This window comes from Micromonospora sp. NPDC023633 (assembly GCF_040640035.1).
Taxonomy (GTDB): Bacteria; Actinomycetota; Actinomycetes; order Mycobacteriales; family Micromonosporaceae; genus Micromonospora.
This window is the reverse complement of sequence record NZ_JBFABB010000088.1, coordinates 1-15,294: the sequence shown is the minus strand read 5'-3', so window position 1 is coordinate 15,294 and position 15,294 is coordinate 1. Positions and strand designations below refer to the sequence as shown.

12 protein-coding genes and 2 pseudogenes are annotated in these 15,294 nt (G+C 67.2%); 11 read left to right on the top strand and 3 right to left on the bottom strand.

Annotated elements, in window-relative coordinates; all coding sequences use genetic code 11:
• Positions 1–69: 69 nt before the first annotated feature.
• Positions 70–692 (bottom strand): annotated as a pseudogene (locus AB0G13_RS24170) (response regulator transcription factor).
• A gap of 695 nt (positions 693–1,387) precedes the next feature.
• Here AB0G13_RS24170 and AB0G13_RS24165 point away from each other — a divergent pair.
• The 8 genes from AB0G13_RS24165 to AB0G13_RS24130 all read left to right on the top strand — a co-directional run bounded on the left by AB0G13_RS24165 (position 1,388) and on the right by AB0G13_RS24130 (position 10,545).
• Positions 1,388–2,632, top strand: a complete 1,245-nt coding sequence (locus tag AB0G13_RS24165; RefSeq protein ID WP_357878220.1) for an extracellular solute-binding protein — start codon at positions 1,388–1,390, stop codon at positions 2,630–2,632.
• A gap of 56 nt (positions 2,633–2,688) precedes the next feature.
• A complete protein-coding gene (locus tag AB0G13_RS24160; protein ID WP_357878217.1) occupies positions 2,689–3,657 on the top strand; it encodes a sugar ABC transporter permease in 969 nt (322 codons plus the stop codon).
• On the top strand, positions 3,654–4,529 hold the full coding sequence (locus tag AB0G13_RS24155) for a carbohydrate ABC transporter permease (RefSeq protein WP_357878214.1): 876 nt from the start codon (positions 3,654–3,656) through the stop codon (positions 4,527–4,529). The genes AB0G13_RS24160 and AB0G13_RS24155 overlap by 4 nt, the downstream gene beginning before the upstream one ends.
• Before the next feature lie 27 nt (positions 4,530–4,556).
• On the top strand, positions 4,557–5,390 hold the full coding sequence (locus tag AB0G13_RS24150) for an SDR family oxidoreductase (RefSeq protein ID WP_357878211.1): 834 nt from the start codon (positions 4,557–4,559) through the stop codon (positions 5,388–5,390).
• On the top strand, positions 5,384–6,304 hold the full coding sequence (locus AB0G13_RS24145; RefSeq protein ID WP_357878250.1) for a dihydrodipicolinate synthase family protein: 921 nt from the start codon (positions 5,384–5,386) through the stop codon (positions 6,302–6,304). The genes AB0G13_RS24150 and AB0G13_RS24145 overlap by 7 nt, the downstream gene beginning before the upstream one ends.
• Before the next feature lie 97 nt (positions 6,305–6,401).
• A complete protein-coding gene (locus AB0G13_RS24140) occupies positions 6,402–7,406 on the top strand; it encodes a LacI family DNA-binding transcriptional regulator (protein ID WP_357878208.1) in 1,005 nt (334 codons plus the stop codon).
• Positions 7,403–8,911 (top strand): FGGY family carbohydrate kinase, encoded by a 1,509-nt coding sequence (locus AB0G13_RS24135; RefSeq protein ID WP_357878205.1) that lies wholly within the window; start codon positions 7,403–7,405, stop codon positions 8,909–8,911. The genes AB0G13_RS24140 and AB0G13_RS24135 overlap by 4 nt, the downstream gene beginning before the upstream one ends.
• Positions 8,908–10,545, top strand: coding sequence for a fucose isomerase (locus AB0G13_RS24130; RefSeq protein ID WP_357878202.1), 1,638 nt, complete (start codon positions 8,908–8,910; stop codon positions 10,543–10,545). The genes AB0G13_RS24135 and AB0G13_RS24130 overlap by 4 nt, the downstream gene beginning before the upstream one ends.
• Positions 10,546–10,886: 341 nt before the next feature.
• Here AB0G13_RS24130 and AB0G13_RS24125 read toward each other — a convergent pair.
• Positions 10,887–11,078: pseudogene (locus AB0G13_RS24125) on the bottom strand (IS5/IS1182 family transposase); the annotation flags it as partial.
• A gap of 175 nt (positions 11,079–11,253) precedes the next feature.
• A complete protein-coding gene (locus AB0G13_RS24120; RefSeq protein ID WP_357878199.1) occupies positions 11,254–11,568 on the bottom strand; it encodes a hypothetical protein in 315 nt (104 codons plus the stop codon).
• Between the two features lie 367 nt (positions 11,569–11,935).
• Between AB0G13_RS24120 and AB0G13_RS24115 the strand changes: the two genes are divergently transcribed.
• The 3 genes from AB0G13_RS24115 to AB0G13_RS24105 all read left to right on the top strand — a co-directional run.
• Positions 11,936–12,940, top strand: a complete 1,005-nt coding sequence (locus AB0G13_RS24115; protein ID WP_357878196.1) for a DUF5937 family protein — start codon at positions 11,936–11,938, stop codon at positions 12,938–12,940.
• Between the two features lie 43 nt (positions 12,941–12,983).
• Positions 12,984–14,417 carry an epoxide hydrolase family protein gene (locus tag AB0G13_RS24110; RefSeq protein WP_357878193.1) on the top strand — a complete coding sequence of 478 codons (1,434 nt, stop codon included), beginning with the start codon at positions 12,984–12,986 and terminating at the stop codon, positions 14,415–14,417.
• A 353-nt stretch (positions 14,418–14,770) separates the two neighbouring features.
• A partial coding sequence (locus AB0G13_RS24105) for a hypothetical protein (protein ID WP_357878190.1) occupies positions 14,771–15,294 on the top strand: 524 nt, incomplete at its 3' end.

Sequence of the window (15,294 nt, the reverse complement as noted above, 5' to 3'; positions counted from 1 at the left end):
GCCCTCGGCTTCGGCCTGCGCAGAGAAGGCGACGTTCGCCTGACAGGCTGTTGGCGGGTGAATGCTGAGTCAGGGTGGCAGCAGGCCCGCGGCCATCGCGGTGGTCACCGCCGCAGTCCGGTCGATGACGCTGAGCTTGACGAACGCGCGCAGCAGGTGGGTCTTCACGGTGGCCTCGGTGATGTGCAGCTGCAGCCCGATCTCGCCGCTGGACAAACCCTGCGCGACCAGCCGCAGCACGTCGACCTCCCGCAGCGACAGGGTGACCGGCCGGGGGCGACGGAGTTGGCGGAACACCCGGCCGGCCACCGACGGCGCCAGCACGGTCTCGCCGCGGGCGGCGCCGCGGACCGCGTCCACCAGTTCGGCCCGGGACGCGTCCTTGAGCAGGTACCCCGCCGCTCCGGCCTCGACCGCGCGGAGGATGTCCCCGTCCGTCTCGTACGTGGTGAGCCGAGCACCCGGGTGCCGGGTGCCACGGTCAGCACGTCGGCGGTCGCCGCGACGCCGTCCACCCCGGGCATCCGTAGGTCCATGAGCACGACGTCGGGGCGTACCGCCCGGACGGCGGCGACCGCCTCGGCTGCCGAGGCGGACTCGCCGACCACCGTGATGTCCGGTTCGCCGGCGAGCATGCCGCGCACCCCGGCCCGCACCACCGGGTGGTCGTCCACCAGCAGCACCGAGATCATCCGATCGGCACCTCCGCCCGTACCGTGGTGCCGGCCCCGGGGCTGGACCCACCCACAGCGCACCGGCAACCTGCTCGACCCGGATCCGCATGCCGGCCAGACCGTACCCGTCGCCGGCCGGCGGGGTGGTGAAGCCGCGGCCGTCGTCGCGGGTCGACAGCTTCTCGTAGGCGGCAAGCATCTGCGGCACACGAAGGCGGTCTTGATGCATCCGTGGTGCGCGGCGACGGTCTTCTCCACGGCCTCGCACAGGTTGTGCCATAGGTGCCAGCGGTCCGACACCTGCAGTGGGACGCTTCGGGCTCCTGACTTGTCTACTGTGTTCAAGCGCTGGGGATCTGCAGCCATGTGGCGTCAGGGCGCCGATCGGCGCGGGTCCACAGGGTCCTTGCCACTGTCGACGGTTGGCTCGCTGACAGCCTGCCGAGCCGGCCGGCGCCCGGCCGTGGCGTGGCTCGACAGAGGCATGGCTGAAACTTCTTCGATTTTACGCGCGCGCAACATCGCCTGCTATTGACAAGACCGCGGAGCGCGGGTACCTTGCCGTGAAATCGATTTCATGGACCACTTGTAGCAGGTGATATCAGCCCCACAGCACCAGCGCACACGTGGCGTGTGACAAGGAGTACGCAATGAAGTTGTTCACGGGTATGACATCACCAGGAGCGAGAATGAAGCGACGGAGCGTGCGGTCCATGGGCGTCGCGGCCGTCGCCGTGCTTGCACTGAGCGCATGCAGCGCCGTGGGCGCAGGTGACTCGTCTGGCGACAGCGCCGGGGGCGAACTGACGTTCTCCAACTGGCAGTTCCTCGAGGACGGCAAGGGGCCGATCCTCTGGGACGCGGTGAAGGGCTACACCGGTCCTGACGGGAATGTCTCGCTGACGAAGATCGAGATCCCGTTCGCGAACTACGCCGACAAGCTCAGCACCGAGCTGGGCGCAGGCGGCGGTCCGGACGTGATGGTGCTGCAGGACAGCCAGTTCGCGTCGCTCGCCGACGCCGGGGTGCTCGAGCCGCTCGACGACATCGCGAAGGAGTTGGGCGGCTCGCTGAACGGCACCAACAAGGCGGGCTTCTTCCAGGACAAGCAGTTCGGGTTCAACTGGGAGCGACCGACCTACAACACGGTCATCTACAACAAGGACATCTTCGCCGAGCTCGGCCTGAAGGCCCCCACGACGTTCGAAGAGTTCCTCACCGCGGCGAAGACCATCAAGGAGAAGCGCGGCATCGCCGGTTGGGCCGGACGCCACCAGACCGCCGAGATCGACGGCTGGACGCTTGAGATGGCGAACTGGGTCTACGGCTTCGGCGGCGGATTGAGCGACGGCAAGAAGCTCACGATCGACGCCCCCGCGAACGTCAAGGCGGTCGAGGCCTTCCTGGAGACCTTCAAGTCCGGCGTCGCGCCGATCGGCGACGACGCGTCGACCTTCCGCGCGAAGTTCGGTCAGGGCCAGGTCGGCATGTTGTTCGAGAATTCCGGCGTCGCGACCACCATCACGAGCAATCCCAAGAACGTGATCAACGGTCAGAACCTGGGTGCCGCGCCACTTCCCATGGCGAATGCGGGCTCCAACTCGCAGCTGATCATCGCCGTCAACGCGGCGAGCAAGAAGAAGGCGGCTGCGAAGGACTTCGTTCGCTGGGTGCTCGGCGAGAAGGGACAGACCGCCCTCCGTGCCGGTCTGGGTGCCTCGGCGATGGCCACTGATGTCGAGCCCGACCCCGAGTTCATCAAGGCGAACCCGTGGGCCACTCAGTTCCTGGAGGCCGCGAAAACCTCGCGCTCGACCCTCGTCGAGGGTTTCGAGACCGAGAGCAAGGTTATCTGGCGTGAATTCCTGACGGCTGTCGAGGACCTGCGTGTCAACGGCGGTGACGTCGCGGCGAAGCTTGCCGGCGTGCAGAAGGCGCTCGAGGCAGAGCTCGGCTGAATTGCGCGGGGGTGGGCGGTGCGCCGCTCACCCCCCGCCCAACGGAAAGGACCACGATGGTCACGAACACAGCCGAGAGGGTGCAGACACCGCAGCGCGGCGCGCGGTCCAAAAATCGGCGGCGCGGCAGAGGGAAGCTCTCGGCCTTCATCGAGCGTAACGGCGCATATCTCTTCCTCTTCCCGGCGATCGCGTACCTGGCGATCTTCACCGTCTTTCCGCTGATCCGCGGAGTTCTGCTGTCGTTCACTGCGACCAAGCTGGTAAATCCCTTCGGCGGCCGATCCGTCGGTCTGGACAACTACGACTACCTGCTCGCCAGCGACAAGTTCTGGACCTCGGTCGGCACAACCCTGCTGTACACGCTCTTCACGGTCGTCTTCGCCGTAGGCATCGGCACCGCCGCGGCGCTGTTGCTGAACAAGGCGTTCCGCGGGCGCGGCCTCGTCCGCGCGATCGCCACCATCCCGTGGGCCGTGCCCACCGTCGCGGCCGCGCTGATCTTCGTCTGGATCTACAACAACGAGCAGGGCGTCCTCAACCGCACCACGATGGCGCTCGGATTTGGCCAGCAGGGCTGGCTTGTCGACCCGCGATACGGGCTCTTCTCGGTGACCCTCGCCACGGTGTGGAAGCTCACACCGCTGGTCATGCTCGTCATGTTGAGCGCCCTGCAGAGCGTGCCGCACGAGCTGCGCGAGGCCACGTGGGTCGACGGCGCCTCACCCCTCCAGTCGTTCCGTGCGGTCACCCTCCCGCACATCATGCCGACGATTCGTGTCATCACGCTGCTGATGACGATCTGGTCGATCCGCCGATTCGAGATCATCTTCCTGATCACGGGCGGTGGGCCGCTCGACAAGACCAACACCCTCGTCGTCAACGTTTACCGCACCGCCTTCCAGGACCAGAATCTCGGCCGCGCGGCTGCGATCGGCGCGCTCGGTCTCGTCCTCTCGCTGCTCGTGACGGTCGTCTACTTCGTCGTCGAGCAGGTCCAGGAGCGTCAGGAGAGCCAGCGATGACCACCACCTCTCTCACCTCGACCAATCTGCTGCGCCGGCGTGGGGTCCTCGCCCGCATGGGCAGCCTCGGCAAGGCGATCCTCATCACGCTATTGGTCGTCTTCACCGGCTTTCCGGTCTACTGGATGCTCGGCACGTCGCTGGGGACCGAGCAGTCCCTCTACCGCGACGGTCAGCCTCTTCTCCCTGAGTTCGCGAACATCGGCCAGTGGGGCAGCTTCCTCTCGGATGTCCCGATCCTGCGCTGGCTCGGCAACTCCTTTGTGATTGCTGCGGGGACGACGGTCCTCAGTCTCGTGCTCGCGACGATGGCGGCATACGCGCTCAGCCGTTACCGCTTCCACGGGCGAGGCGTTGCCGGGTTCATCTTCTTCAGCACCCAGATGCTTCCAGAGGCACTCATCGTCGTGCCTCTGTACTCGATCTTCGCGGGCGCGGGTCTGCTGAACAGCCATTGGGGGCTCGTGCTCGCGGACACCGCATTCGTGATGCCGGTGAGCATGTTCATCATCAAGAGCGGCATCGACAAAATTCCGTACGAGATCGAGGAGTCGGCGCGGATGGATGGCTGCTCGCGCCTACGAATGCTGTTCACAATCGTGCTGCCGCTGGTCCGTCCGAGTATCGCCGCCGCTGCCGTCATCGCATTTTTCGATGGCTGGAACGAGTTCATGTTCGCCAACACGTTCATCTCGGACTCGGACCTGTGGCCCGCCTCCGTGGGACTTTCCTCGTTCCTCGGACAGTTCTACACGCCGATGAATGTCGTCATGCTGTGCGCGCTGCTGTTTGCGCTCCCGGCGATCATCTTCTTCCTGTGGGCCCAGCGCGGCATCGTGTCCGGCCTGACAGCAGGATCCGTCAAGGGCTGACAAGCCGCAACAGAAGGAGTATCGACCATGCCGAACGAGTTCGATCCGCTGTTCTCGGTGCACGGCCACATCGCCGTCGTGACAGGTGGTTTCGGCCAGATCGGTGCTGAGTTCGTCAAGGCGCTGCACGCCCGCGGCGCTCGCGTGGCGGTGACCTCGCGCAGCGAAGTGGCCGACCCGGCGGCAAAGCTCGGAATCACCGTCGACGCCGAGCGACTGTTGGCGGTCACGATGGACATTACCGATCAGGCCAGCGTGGAGGCGGGCTTCGATCGGATCGTGCAGGCGTGGGGTGTCCCGACGATCCTCGTGAACAACGCCGGTCTCGACACCCAGCCCAGCGCCCCGCCGGAGGTGTCCGGGCCGTTCGAGCAGTTCCCCGCCGAGGTGTTCCGTGAGGTCGTCGACACCAACCTCGTCGGTACCTTCCTGGTGACGCAGGCAGCCGGCCGACGCATGCGCGAGGCGGGGCTCGGGGGATCGATCATCAACATCGGCTCGATCTACGGGATGGTCTCCCCGGTGCAGGACATCTACGCGTACAAGGCGGAGGACACCGGCATCCCGTTCATCAAACCGGTGGCCTACTCCGCCGCGAAGTCCGGGCTCTACAACCTGACGCGCTACTGCGCCACCTATTGGGGCAAGGAAAACATCCGGGTGAACACGCTCACGCCATCCGGCGTACGCCGTGACACGCAGGACGCGAAGTTCCAGGCGAACTACACGGCGCGCATGCCGATCGGCAGGATGGCGGAGGCGGACGAGTACAACGGTGCCCTCATCTTCCTCGCCTCCCCTGCGTCGCGATACATGACCGGTGCGAACCTCGTCGTGGACGGTGGGTGGACCGCATGGTGACCGGCATCCTCGGCGACCGTCTGGTCGTCGCTGCCCCGACGCCCATCCGGGCCGACGAGAGTCTGGATCTCGACGCGTTTGCACTGATGGTGGACGGCGATATTGCGCGAGGAGTCGAGGGCATATACGTCGCCGGTTCGTCCGGCGAGGGCCTCCTGCTCAGCACGGACGAGCGGGTCGCGCTCACTCGGTCCGCCGTGGAGGCGTCGGGCGAACGCGTCCCGGTGTACGCGCATGTGGGTGCCCTGTCGACGCGGGAGGCGATCTCGCTCGCGGAGGCCGCACGCGAGGCTGGCGCCGCGGCGATCTCGATGACCCCGCCGCTGTACTACAGGTATTCGGCGGCGGAGGTCGTCGCTCACTTCCGTGCCGTCATCGACGCGGTTGACATCCCGTTCATCCTCTACAACATCCCGCAGTTCACTGGCCGCGACATCTCAGACGGCGGATTTGAAGGGCTCCTCGAGCTGCCCCAGGTGGTGGGGATCAAGCACACGTCGCAGAACCTCTACGGTGCGGAGCGGCTGATTCAACGGTATCCCCACCTGACGCTCATCAACGGCTTCGACGAGCTGTATCTGCCGGCTCTCTCCATCGGCGCGAGGGGAGCGATCGGGACGACGGTCGGACTGCAGATCGAGCTGTTCCGGTCGCTGAGGGCCCGCCACGCTCGCGGTGACGTCGATGGGGCGCGCACCGTGCAGATCCGGATCAACGACACGGTCCAGGCGCTCGTCGAGGAGGGGGTGTTCGCGGCTGCGAAGTACCTCGCAGCCAAGCGATCGACACCGCTGGGCGCCTGCCGACGGCCGCTGCCGGGGCTGGACGACGACGCCCGACGTCGACTGGACGTCGTGTGGGAGAGACTTCGAGAGAACGTGCGCAGCACGTCGACGGAGGATGCGTCGGTCTGATCGCTCGACAGGGGTGTTGGAGCAGAAACCTCAGGCGCGGCACACATCCGTTCACGTCCACCATCCGTCCCGGCGTACTCCGGGCAGAGAGGCACTGATGGCCACCATCTATGAGGTCGCGAGGCTTGCCGGCGTCTCGCCGGCGACGGTCTCACGTGTCTTCAACGGAGCCGTCGTCTCAGAAGAGAAGGCGCAGGCGGTTCGCGAGGCGGCTGGCAGGCTGCGGTTCACGCCGAACCGTGCCGCGCGGACCCTGCGCACGCAGAGCACGGAGGTGATCGCGCTGATCATCCCGGACATTGAGAACCCCTACTTCACGGAGATGGCACGCGGAGTGGAGGACGTCGCGCAGGAGGCCGGTTACTCGGTCGTGCTGTGCAACTCGGACGCCCGCACGGAGAAGGAGAACTCCTACCTGCGTATCGCGGTGGCCGGCAGCATGGCCGGCGTCATCATCGCGGCCGCGGCAGACCACACCGATCTCGATGACGTTATCGCCGATGGTCGACCGGTCGTTGCGGTCGACCGTCGCTCGGGCTACGACGTGGACAGTGTGGTGATGGACAACCGGACAGCGGGCCGCCTCGCGACGGAGGCGCTTCTCGATGCCGGCTACCGCCGCATCGCCTGCATGACCGGTCCCGACAACGTCGAGACCGCGGTCGAGCGGGCGAAGGGGTGGCGTGACGCGATGAGCGCTCGCGTCGATGTCGATCTCACCGGGCTGCTGCTGTACTCCAGCTTCAGAGTCGCGGGTGGGCGAGAGGCTGCCGCTCAGCTGCTCGACAACCCGTGGCTGCGGCCTGATGCCGTCGTCGCGGCGAACAACCTCCTTGGTGTCGGCGCGCTGCAGGTTCTCACCGAACGCGGCCTGACACCTCCCGACATCGGCGTCGCCGTCGTCGGTTCGCTACCGTTCACCACGCTCACTCCCGATGTCGTCACCGTCGTCCGGCTGCCGGCGCGGCATATGGGCGTCACCGCAGCGCGCATGCTCCTGGAGCGCATCGAGGGGAACACCGATCCGGCCCGCACGGTGGTGCTGCGCGGCGATCTGCAGCGTGCGCGGTTCGGACGCGACGCGACGGAGTTGGTCTCGTGAAGCGCTGCACCCTCGGCGTCGACATCGGCACATCGAGCAGCAAGGGCGTCCTCGTCGACGAGCGTGGGCAGATCATCGCGTCGGCCACCGTCGCGCACGACGTCGAGCGCCCACGTAGCGGATGGGTCGAGATGGACGCGCATGTCTGGTGGGCGGAGTTCGTCGAACTCAGCCGCCGCCTCGTCGCCGAGGCGTCTGTGCACGACATCTGCGTGGCAGGCGTGGGCGTGAGCGGCATGGGTCCATGTGTGCTGCTCGTCGACGAGCAGGGCGAGCCGGTGCGGCCAGCCATCCTCTATGGCGTCGACACCCGTGCGACTGCTCAGATCGAACGGCTCACCCGCGAGCTCGGTGCCGACGAGGTCATTCGCATCGGAGGATCCGCGCTGACCACCCAGGCCGGCGGGCCGAAGATCGCGTGGATCGCCGACGAGGAGCCCGAGGTGTACAGCCGCGCTCGGCGGCTGTTCATGCCCGCGAGCTGGCTTGCCTTTCAGCTCACCGGGTCGTACCTGCTCGATCATCAGTCGGCCAGCCAGGTCTCTCCGCTGTACGACGTCGAGACCGAGCGTTGGCACGAACCGTGGTGGCAGCGGTACGCGCCGGGAATCGAGGCCCCGCCGCTGCGTTGGGCCAACGAGATCGCCGGGACGGTGACGGCCGACGCGGCCAGCGCCACCGGCATCCCTGAGGGCACGCCCGTGATCGTCGGCACGATCGACGCTTGGACCGAGGCGGTGAGCGCGGGGGCGCACCGGCCGGGCGACCTCATGTTGATGTACGGCACGACGATGTTCCTCGTCGCCACCGGCACCACGACCTTGCGCACGCCCTCAATGTGGACGACCGTCGGCGCATTCCCCGGTACGCGCAACCTCGCCGGAGGTCTTGCGACGTCGGGTGCGCTGACGGCCTGGCTGAAGCAGCTGTCGAACGCCGACTACCCCACGCTCCTCGCCGAGGCCGAGGAATCCGGTCCGGGCGCCCGCGGGCTGTTGATGCTCCCGTACTTCGCCGGTGAACGCACGCCGATCCTCGATCCGGAGGCGCGAGGCGTCATCGCGGGACTGACCGTCACGCACAGCCGTGGCGACCTGTACCGGGCCGCGCTCGAGGCGACCGCGCTGGGTGTTCGCCACAACGTGGAGACGATGCGGGCCGCCGGCGCCGATATCCGTCGCATCGTCGCGGTGGGTGGCGGAACCCAGGGATCGCTGTGGTTGCGGGTTGTGTCGGATGTGACGGGCCTCGTCCAGGAGGTGCCCCGAATCACGATCGGCGCCAGCTACGGTGCCGCGTTCCTCGCCGCGGGAGCGGTCGCTCCGGATGGTGCGGCTCCCCGCATCGACGACTGGAACCCCGTCGAGACGGTCGTCGAGCCGCACGCGGACCGCGCCGCGATCTATGACCGCATGTTCGACCTGTACCTCGACCTCTATCGGGGCAGCAAGGAAGTCGCGCACGGCCTCGCCGCCCTGCAACGTTCGGAAGGAACCCCTGCATGAGCACCTACACGATGCCCACGAAGACGTTGCGGCCCGTCGCCGCACCGAAAACCGCCTATCTCATCGCGAGCGGCGACCTCCGCGAGTCGGCCAACAGGGCCGGTTGGCCAACGCAGGCGCAAATGGAGGCCGACGTGACGGCGGCTTTCGCGGAGCTCGGGTGGAGCGTCGTCCGCGCCAACGAGGTCGACCCTGAGACGGGGCACGGGTTCATCTCGAGCCAGCGCATGGGGCTGGAGGTCTTCAAGAACATCCCGACGGATGCCCCGCTCATCGTCGCCGAGGCCGTGTGGCAGTACTCGCACCACGTGCTCGCGGGGCTCCGTACCCACGAAGGCCCGATCCTCACGGTCGCGAACTTCGCGGGGGACTGGCCGGGCCTGGTCGGTCTCCTCGGGCTCAACGCCGGCTTGACCAAAATGGGCAAGGAGTACTCCACGATCTGGTCGGTCGACTTCAGGGACGACTGGTTCAGGCATGGGCTCAAGGAGTGGACCGAATCCGGGCGCATCACCCACGACGACTCGCACGTGCGGCCGCTTCCCGCCCTGCCCGACACGCCAGAGGTTGAACTCGGCCGCGCCCTCGGCGACCAGCTGCTCGCCGACAAGGCCATCATCGGCGTGTTCGACGAGGGCTGCATGGGCATGTACAACGCGATCTTCGACGACGAGCTGCTCAACAAGCTTGGCATCTACAAGGAGCGCCTGTCGCAGTCGGCGCTGTACGCCGAGATGCTGACGGTAGCGGACGCCGAGGCCGACGCCGCCCGCGACTGGCTGACAGGCAACGGCATGACCTTCCGGTTCGGCACCGACGAGGCCACCGAGCTCACCGAGGCGCAGGTGCGGTCGCAGCTGAAGATGTACATCGCGGCGCTGCGTATCGCCGACGACTTCGGTCTCGACGCCGTCGGGATCCAGTACCAGCAGGGACTCAAAGACCTCGTGCCGGCCTCCGATCTCGCCGAGGGCATCCTGAACTCGACAGAGCGCCCGCCGGTGTTCTCGCGCGACGGTTCGCGTGAGCTGTTCGCGGGCCGCGCGTTCCCGCACTTCAACGAAGCGGACGAGGGCGTCGCGGTGGATGCGCTCGTCACCGACCGGGTGTGGACGGCGATGGGCCTCGTCCCCGACAACACGCTGCACGACGTGCGCTGGGGCGAGGACTACGACGGCCGGTTCGTGTGGGTATACGAGATTTCCGGCTCGGTTCCCGGCTCGCACCTGGGCGGGTGGGACAAGGCTGAGGGCTGGCGCCAGGGCCCGGTGTTCTTTCCCGCCGGCGGTTCGACCATCAACGGCGTATCGAAGCCTGGCGAGGTCGTGCTCTCGCGTGTCTTCATCGCCGACGGCATCCTGCAGGCCGACATCTTTCGGGGCAGCGTGATCGAGCTGCCCGCCGAGGAGACGCAGCGGCGCAAGGATGCCACGAACCCCGAATGGCCGATCGCGCACGTCGTGCTGCACGACATCAGCCGCGACCAGTTCATGGCTCGCCACAAGGCGAACCACGTTCAGCTCGTCTACGCCCCCGACGCCGAGACCGCCGATAAGGCGCTCGTCGCCAAGGCCGCGATGTTCGACCGTATTGGCGTCAAGGTCAACCTCGTCGGTCGCGTTGACGCGCTCTGACCCGGATCCGCAGGTAGAGGAAGCCGGCGGGTCGTCAGCTGCCGGCCGGTGGAGGTGGCGGTGGTGCACTTGGCCTTGACCGCACGGCGCATGTCTTGCGGTCGAACCGCACGGCAATACCGGCTCTTCGAACCTGAGCGGGGGTCGTGGCTGGCGGTGACCTGGAGGTGAGGGGATCGCAGCTCATCGCTGATCATCTGAGTGTCCAAGTCGGATGGTCACAAGTGAAGAGCTGCGAGCCTGGTCAACGATTCGACGCCGAGGCGGGCGGCCCGCTCGGCCGGGGACAGCCCCCCGGTGCGGTCGACGACTTCGTCTGGCGTAGCGCGTGAATCCGTACAGCGCGTGCACATGCGGCGGTATCCGCAGCCGTGGACCAGGGCGTCAACGACATGAGCGAACACGACCCGGTCGGGCACCCGCCGCCGGTGACAGCCCAGCGAGTGAGTCGGGTCGAACTCCGGCCGCTCGGGCAGCAGCCCGTCGAACTGGACCCACACGGGCTCCAGCAGCGATGATGGGATCGCGGGCATGGGACATCCTTGTCGATCACTGAGCGTAGAGAACTCACATGATCGTTGATGCCTGTGCCCGCTTGCTGCCCTGGTCTGATCTTCTGACCGAACTCACGCCCTACTGCCGGTCGCTCTTAGCTTGCTCGGCCTCGCCCACGCGGTCGGCGTTCACGGGGCCGTGCGCGGTTCACAGCTACGAACCGATGTTCGACCGGTCGGCCCTGGTATGGCGGCCGTCCAGGCGGATCGTCCACGGGTCGATCCTGTCGACCCGCAGGTGGGTGCCGCTCCACGGATCCCGGCCGAGTACCGCCCGAACGGCCTCCTCGGACTCCGCCTCCATAGCCAGCACCACGCGTACGTCGTCGAGCGGACCGCCCAGAACGACGATCCCTTCGTCGACCAGCAGGTCCATGTACGACGCGTGCGCGAGCCAGCCGGTCTGATCTTCCATCGGCCTCGCAAGATCCCAATGCGGGCCGGCGTGCGACAAGCAAACGAGATACATGGCCTCGTCCTACCACGCGGTCCCACACTTTTGTTGTCAGCTGGTCGCGCTGCCCGCACTCCGGGCAGGCCGCCGCTTCCGCCATCGTCCGGGCCTGGGTGACACCACCTGACTGATTAACTACCTGATCAACCACTGTGGAGGACAGGTCGGGACACACCATCTTGATCCGGTCCGAGACACGCCGACCCCACCCTGCAATATCACGACCCACGAACCCAAACCACCACACCACGCTTCTTCGTGCCAGAGCCGAAAATTTGACACTCCGACCATTCGAGCCGGGGAGGGGCTCGTGGGGCAGGTGTCGGCCTGACCTCGAGGGTCAAGGGCGAAGGTTCAGCGTCAGTGAACCTAGGATGGCGGGGTGATCCGGCTCCGGATGGGTCTGGCTGATGTGGCGAGGACGCGGTTTGCGTTCTCGCCTCTCGCAGAGGTGATTGAGAGCCTGTACCAGTTGTCGTCGGGGCGGGTGTCGCCGCTGCACCAGAGCTGGTTGGAGGCGACGCGGCCCGGCCTGCGTGGTGTGGACATGGAGCTGCTGGGCGCGGTGGTGCCTGCGAGCGCGTACGTGGCGGATTTCCTGTTCGTGGCGGCCACCGACGCCGGCACCATCGACGACCAGCTGCGGTTGGTTGCCGAGTCGCCCGTGGCGGGAATCCGTGCCGACCTGGCGGCGGTGTGGCGTCGGGAGCCGATGCCGGCGCCGGCGCGGGCGTTGGCTGCCGAAGGGGTGGCTGGTGCTCGGCGGTTGGCCGACGCGCTGTGGCGGTACTGGTCGGTGGCGATCGAGCCGCATTGGCGGGAGCTGCGCGCGGTGCTGGAGGATGACGTCGCGTATCGGGCTGGCCGGCTAACCGGCGGTGGTGTCGATGCGCTGTTGTCGAGCTTGCACCCGGAGGTCAGCGTGCGGGGTGAGATCCTGCGAATCGACAAACCCCGGCACTCGGTGGACCATGACCTGGCCGGTGACGGGCTCGTGCTGGTGCCGTCGGTGTTCGTGTGGCCGAACCTGATGGTGGACAAGGGCCCCGATCGACCCGCGAGCCTCATCTATGCCTCCCGAGGCGTCGGCACGTTGTGGGGAGGCGACTCCCGAGATGCCGACGACGCGCTGGGTGCGCTGCTGGGTCACAGCCGCGCGGCGATCCTCAGCTGTCTGGCGCTGCCGAAGTCGACCACCGACCTCGCCCGTGAGCTCGGTCAAAGCGCGCCGTCGGTCAGCTTCCATCTGTCGGTGCTGCGCCGCAATGGCTTGGTGACGTCGTGGCGTTCCGGGCGCCGGGTGTTGTACCGGCACACGCCGCTGGCCAGCGGACTGCTCGGGGCTAGTGGTTCGGGGTTCGAGCGGGGCTATCCGGATCCCGCGTGAGGTACCGACGGCGACGCTGGATTCCAGCGCCATCGAATCGTTGGTGACCTCCCAGGAGGCCTGCGACGGTGAGCGGACGCACGCATTCGACGCGCTACGGTGCCCGGTTGAATCGCAACTGGGCGTTCATCACGACCACCACCGCAAGCGTCGATTGTCGTCGATCATTCGGACCAGGGAGGCAGGAATCGTGCGGAACAAAGACACTTGTGGCCTGACTCGTCGCGGGGCCCTGCGGGCGGCCGTCACGGTCGGCGCCGTCGCAGGCCCGCTCGGGTTGGCGGTAACAAGGACATCGCCGGCGTTTGCCGAGCCCGGGGTAACGTTGCCGGCGGCCACAACGGACGTGACACCGTTCCGGCTGTCGGTGTCGGACGCCACGCTGCGCGATCTGCAGCGGCGGTTGGCAGCGGCCCGGTTGCCGGAGCGGGAAACCGTTCCCGACGGGTCGCAGGGCGTGCCGCTGGAGCGGGTACGCGACCTGGTCGAGCACTGGCAGACGCGGTATGACTGGCGTCAGGTCGAGGCGCGGCTGAACGGGTTCGGCCAGTTCCGCACCCAGATCGACGGGATGGGAATCCATTTTCTGCACGTACGTTCCCGGCACGCCAACGCCGTACCGGTGTTGTTGACCCATGGCTGGCCGGGGTCGGTGGTGGAGTTCCTCGACGTGATCGGGCCGTTGACCGATCCCACGGCGTTCGGCGGAAGCGCCGCGGACGCGTTCCATGTCGTGGTGCCGTCCCTACCGGGCTTCGGATTCTCCGACAAGCCGGCCACGTCCGGGTGGAACATCCAGCGCATCGCGGGAGCCTGGGCCGAGCTCATGTCCCGTCTCGGCTACCGTCGCTGGCTCGCTCAGGGCGGTGACCTGGGCGGCTCCGTGACGCACGAACTCGCCAAGCTCGGGCCCGCCGGACTCGCAGGGATCCACCTCAACTTCTTCCCCGTATTCCAGCCCCCGGTCAGCGACCCGCCCACGGCGCCGGAGCAGGAGGCGCTGGACAAGCTGCAGCGGTTCTTCAACGACGGCGCCGGCTTCATCTACGAGCAGTCCACGCGCCCCCAGACACTGGGGTATGCGTTGACCGACTCCCCGGTGGGGCAGGCGGCGTGGATCTACGAGAAGTTCATGGAGTGGACCGACAGCGACGGCAATCCCGAACGGGTCCTCGGCGTCGACCGGATGCTCGACGACATCATGCTGTACTGGCTGCCCGGCACTGCAGCCTCCTCGGCGCGAATCTATTGGGAGGACGCGCGGGCCGCTGGCACAGCCGACGACTTCAAGGTCCCGGTCGGATTCACGGTCTTTCCCCGCGAGATCATCCCAACTCCGAGAATCTGGGCCGAACGCGTCTACAAGTCCAAGCTCATCTACTTCAACACGGTCCCCCGTGGTGGCCATTTCGCCGCGTTTGAACAACCAGAAATTCTTACCGAGGAGCTGCGGAGGTTCGCTCGCTTGGTCCGTTGACCCTGTGCCGTGCCACACGTGCAGGCGAACCCGTAGCATCCGCTTCCGAAGGCCCGGACTTGTCGCAGTCAGACGGGTCGGCGGCCGCCCGGCCTCGAAGTGCCAGCTCCCGATCGTGGGATCCGCACCTGTTCTTCGGCACTGGATGTGCGGTGCGCGACGGTCACTGACGCCTTCGGGTGCGCCGAAGAGATCACGACGACGGCGACCGACCGCTTCGCCGCCACTCAAGCAAGGCCCGGGGAGCTGACCGGGAACCGCATCGCGGGCGACATCGTCTCAGAGGTGCACGGATTGCGTGTATTCGGACGTCAAGGAGCGATATGCGAGTAGTCGTCAGAGGGTTCGTCGCGGTGATGACCCTGGCCGGACTGGCCGCATGTGCGGGTGCGCCCACGGCGACCGAGGCACCCACCGATGGGCGGGTGGCGCCGCGGTCCGCTGCGGTAACCGGCAAGCCGACGATCCGATCCGCGTGGACCTCCTGCGCGGTCGACGCCCCGGTAGCAGACGACGGACGCCCGCCCGACGCCCTCGCCCTGCCCCGCCTGGGCACCGACTTCACGGTGGCGGCCGCGATTCACTGCCAGCTCGAGCCGAAACGACGCGCCGACCGCGGTGAGGATCTGGTCCTCACCGAGGGCCGAGCCACCGACGTGACGGCGCTTCTTGCCGCACTGCGCCTACCCGATGACACGACCACCGTCGAAGCCTGCACCCTGGAGATGCCCTGGGTGCCGAACCTGCTGTTACTCGACGCGCAAGGCCGATGGATCCGCCCAGGACTACCGACGGACAGCTGCCGCAAGCCGCGCCCCGAGGTACCAGAGGCGGTGCGAGCCCTGCGCCTGACCTCCGTCTCGGAAAAGGTCGTACG

Coding starts and splice junctions, on each gene's coding strand:
- AB0G13_RS24165 (WP_357878220.1), top strand. CDS start 1,388: ATGGGCGTCGCGGCCGTCGCCGTGCTTGCACTGAGCGCATGCAGCGCC.
- AB0G13_RS24160 (WP_357878217.1), top strand. CDS start 2,689: ATGGTCACGAACACAGCCGAGAGGGTGCAGACACCGCAGCGCGGCGCG.
- AB0G13_RS24140 (WP_357878208.1), top strand. CDS start 6,402: ATGGCCACCATCTATGAGGTCGCGAGGCTTGCCGGCGTCTCGCCGGCG.
- AB0G13_RS24145 (WP_357878250.1), top strand. CDS start 5,384: ATGGTGACCGGCATCCTCGGCGACCGTCTGGTCGTCGCTGCCCCGACG.
- AB0G13_RS24130 (WP_357878202.1), top strand. CDS start 8,908: ATGAGCACCTACACGATGCCCACGAAGACGTTGCGGCCCGTCGCCGCA.
- AB0G13_RS24155 (WP_357878214.1), top strand. CDS start 3,654: ATGACCACCACCTCTCTCACCTCGACCAATCTGCTGCGCCGGCGTGGG.
- AB0G13_RS24150 (WP_357878211.1), top strand. CDS start 4,557: ATGCCGAACGAGTTCGATCCGCTGTTCTCGGTGCACGGCCACATCGCC.
- AB0G13_RS24120 (WP_357878199.1), bottom strand. CDS start 11,568: ATGTATCTCGTTTGCTTGTCGCACGCCGGCCCGCATTGGGATCTTGCG.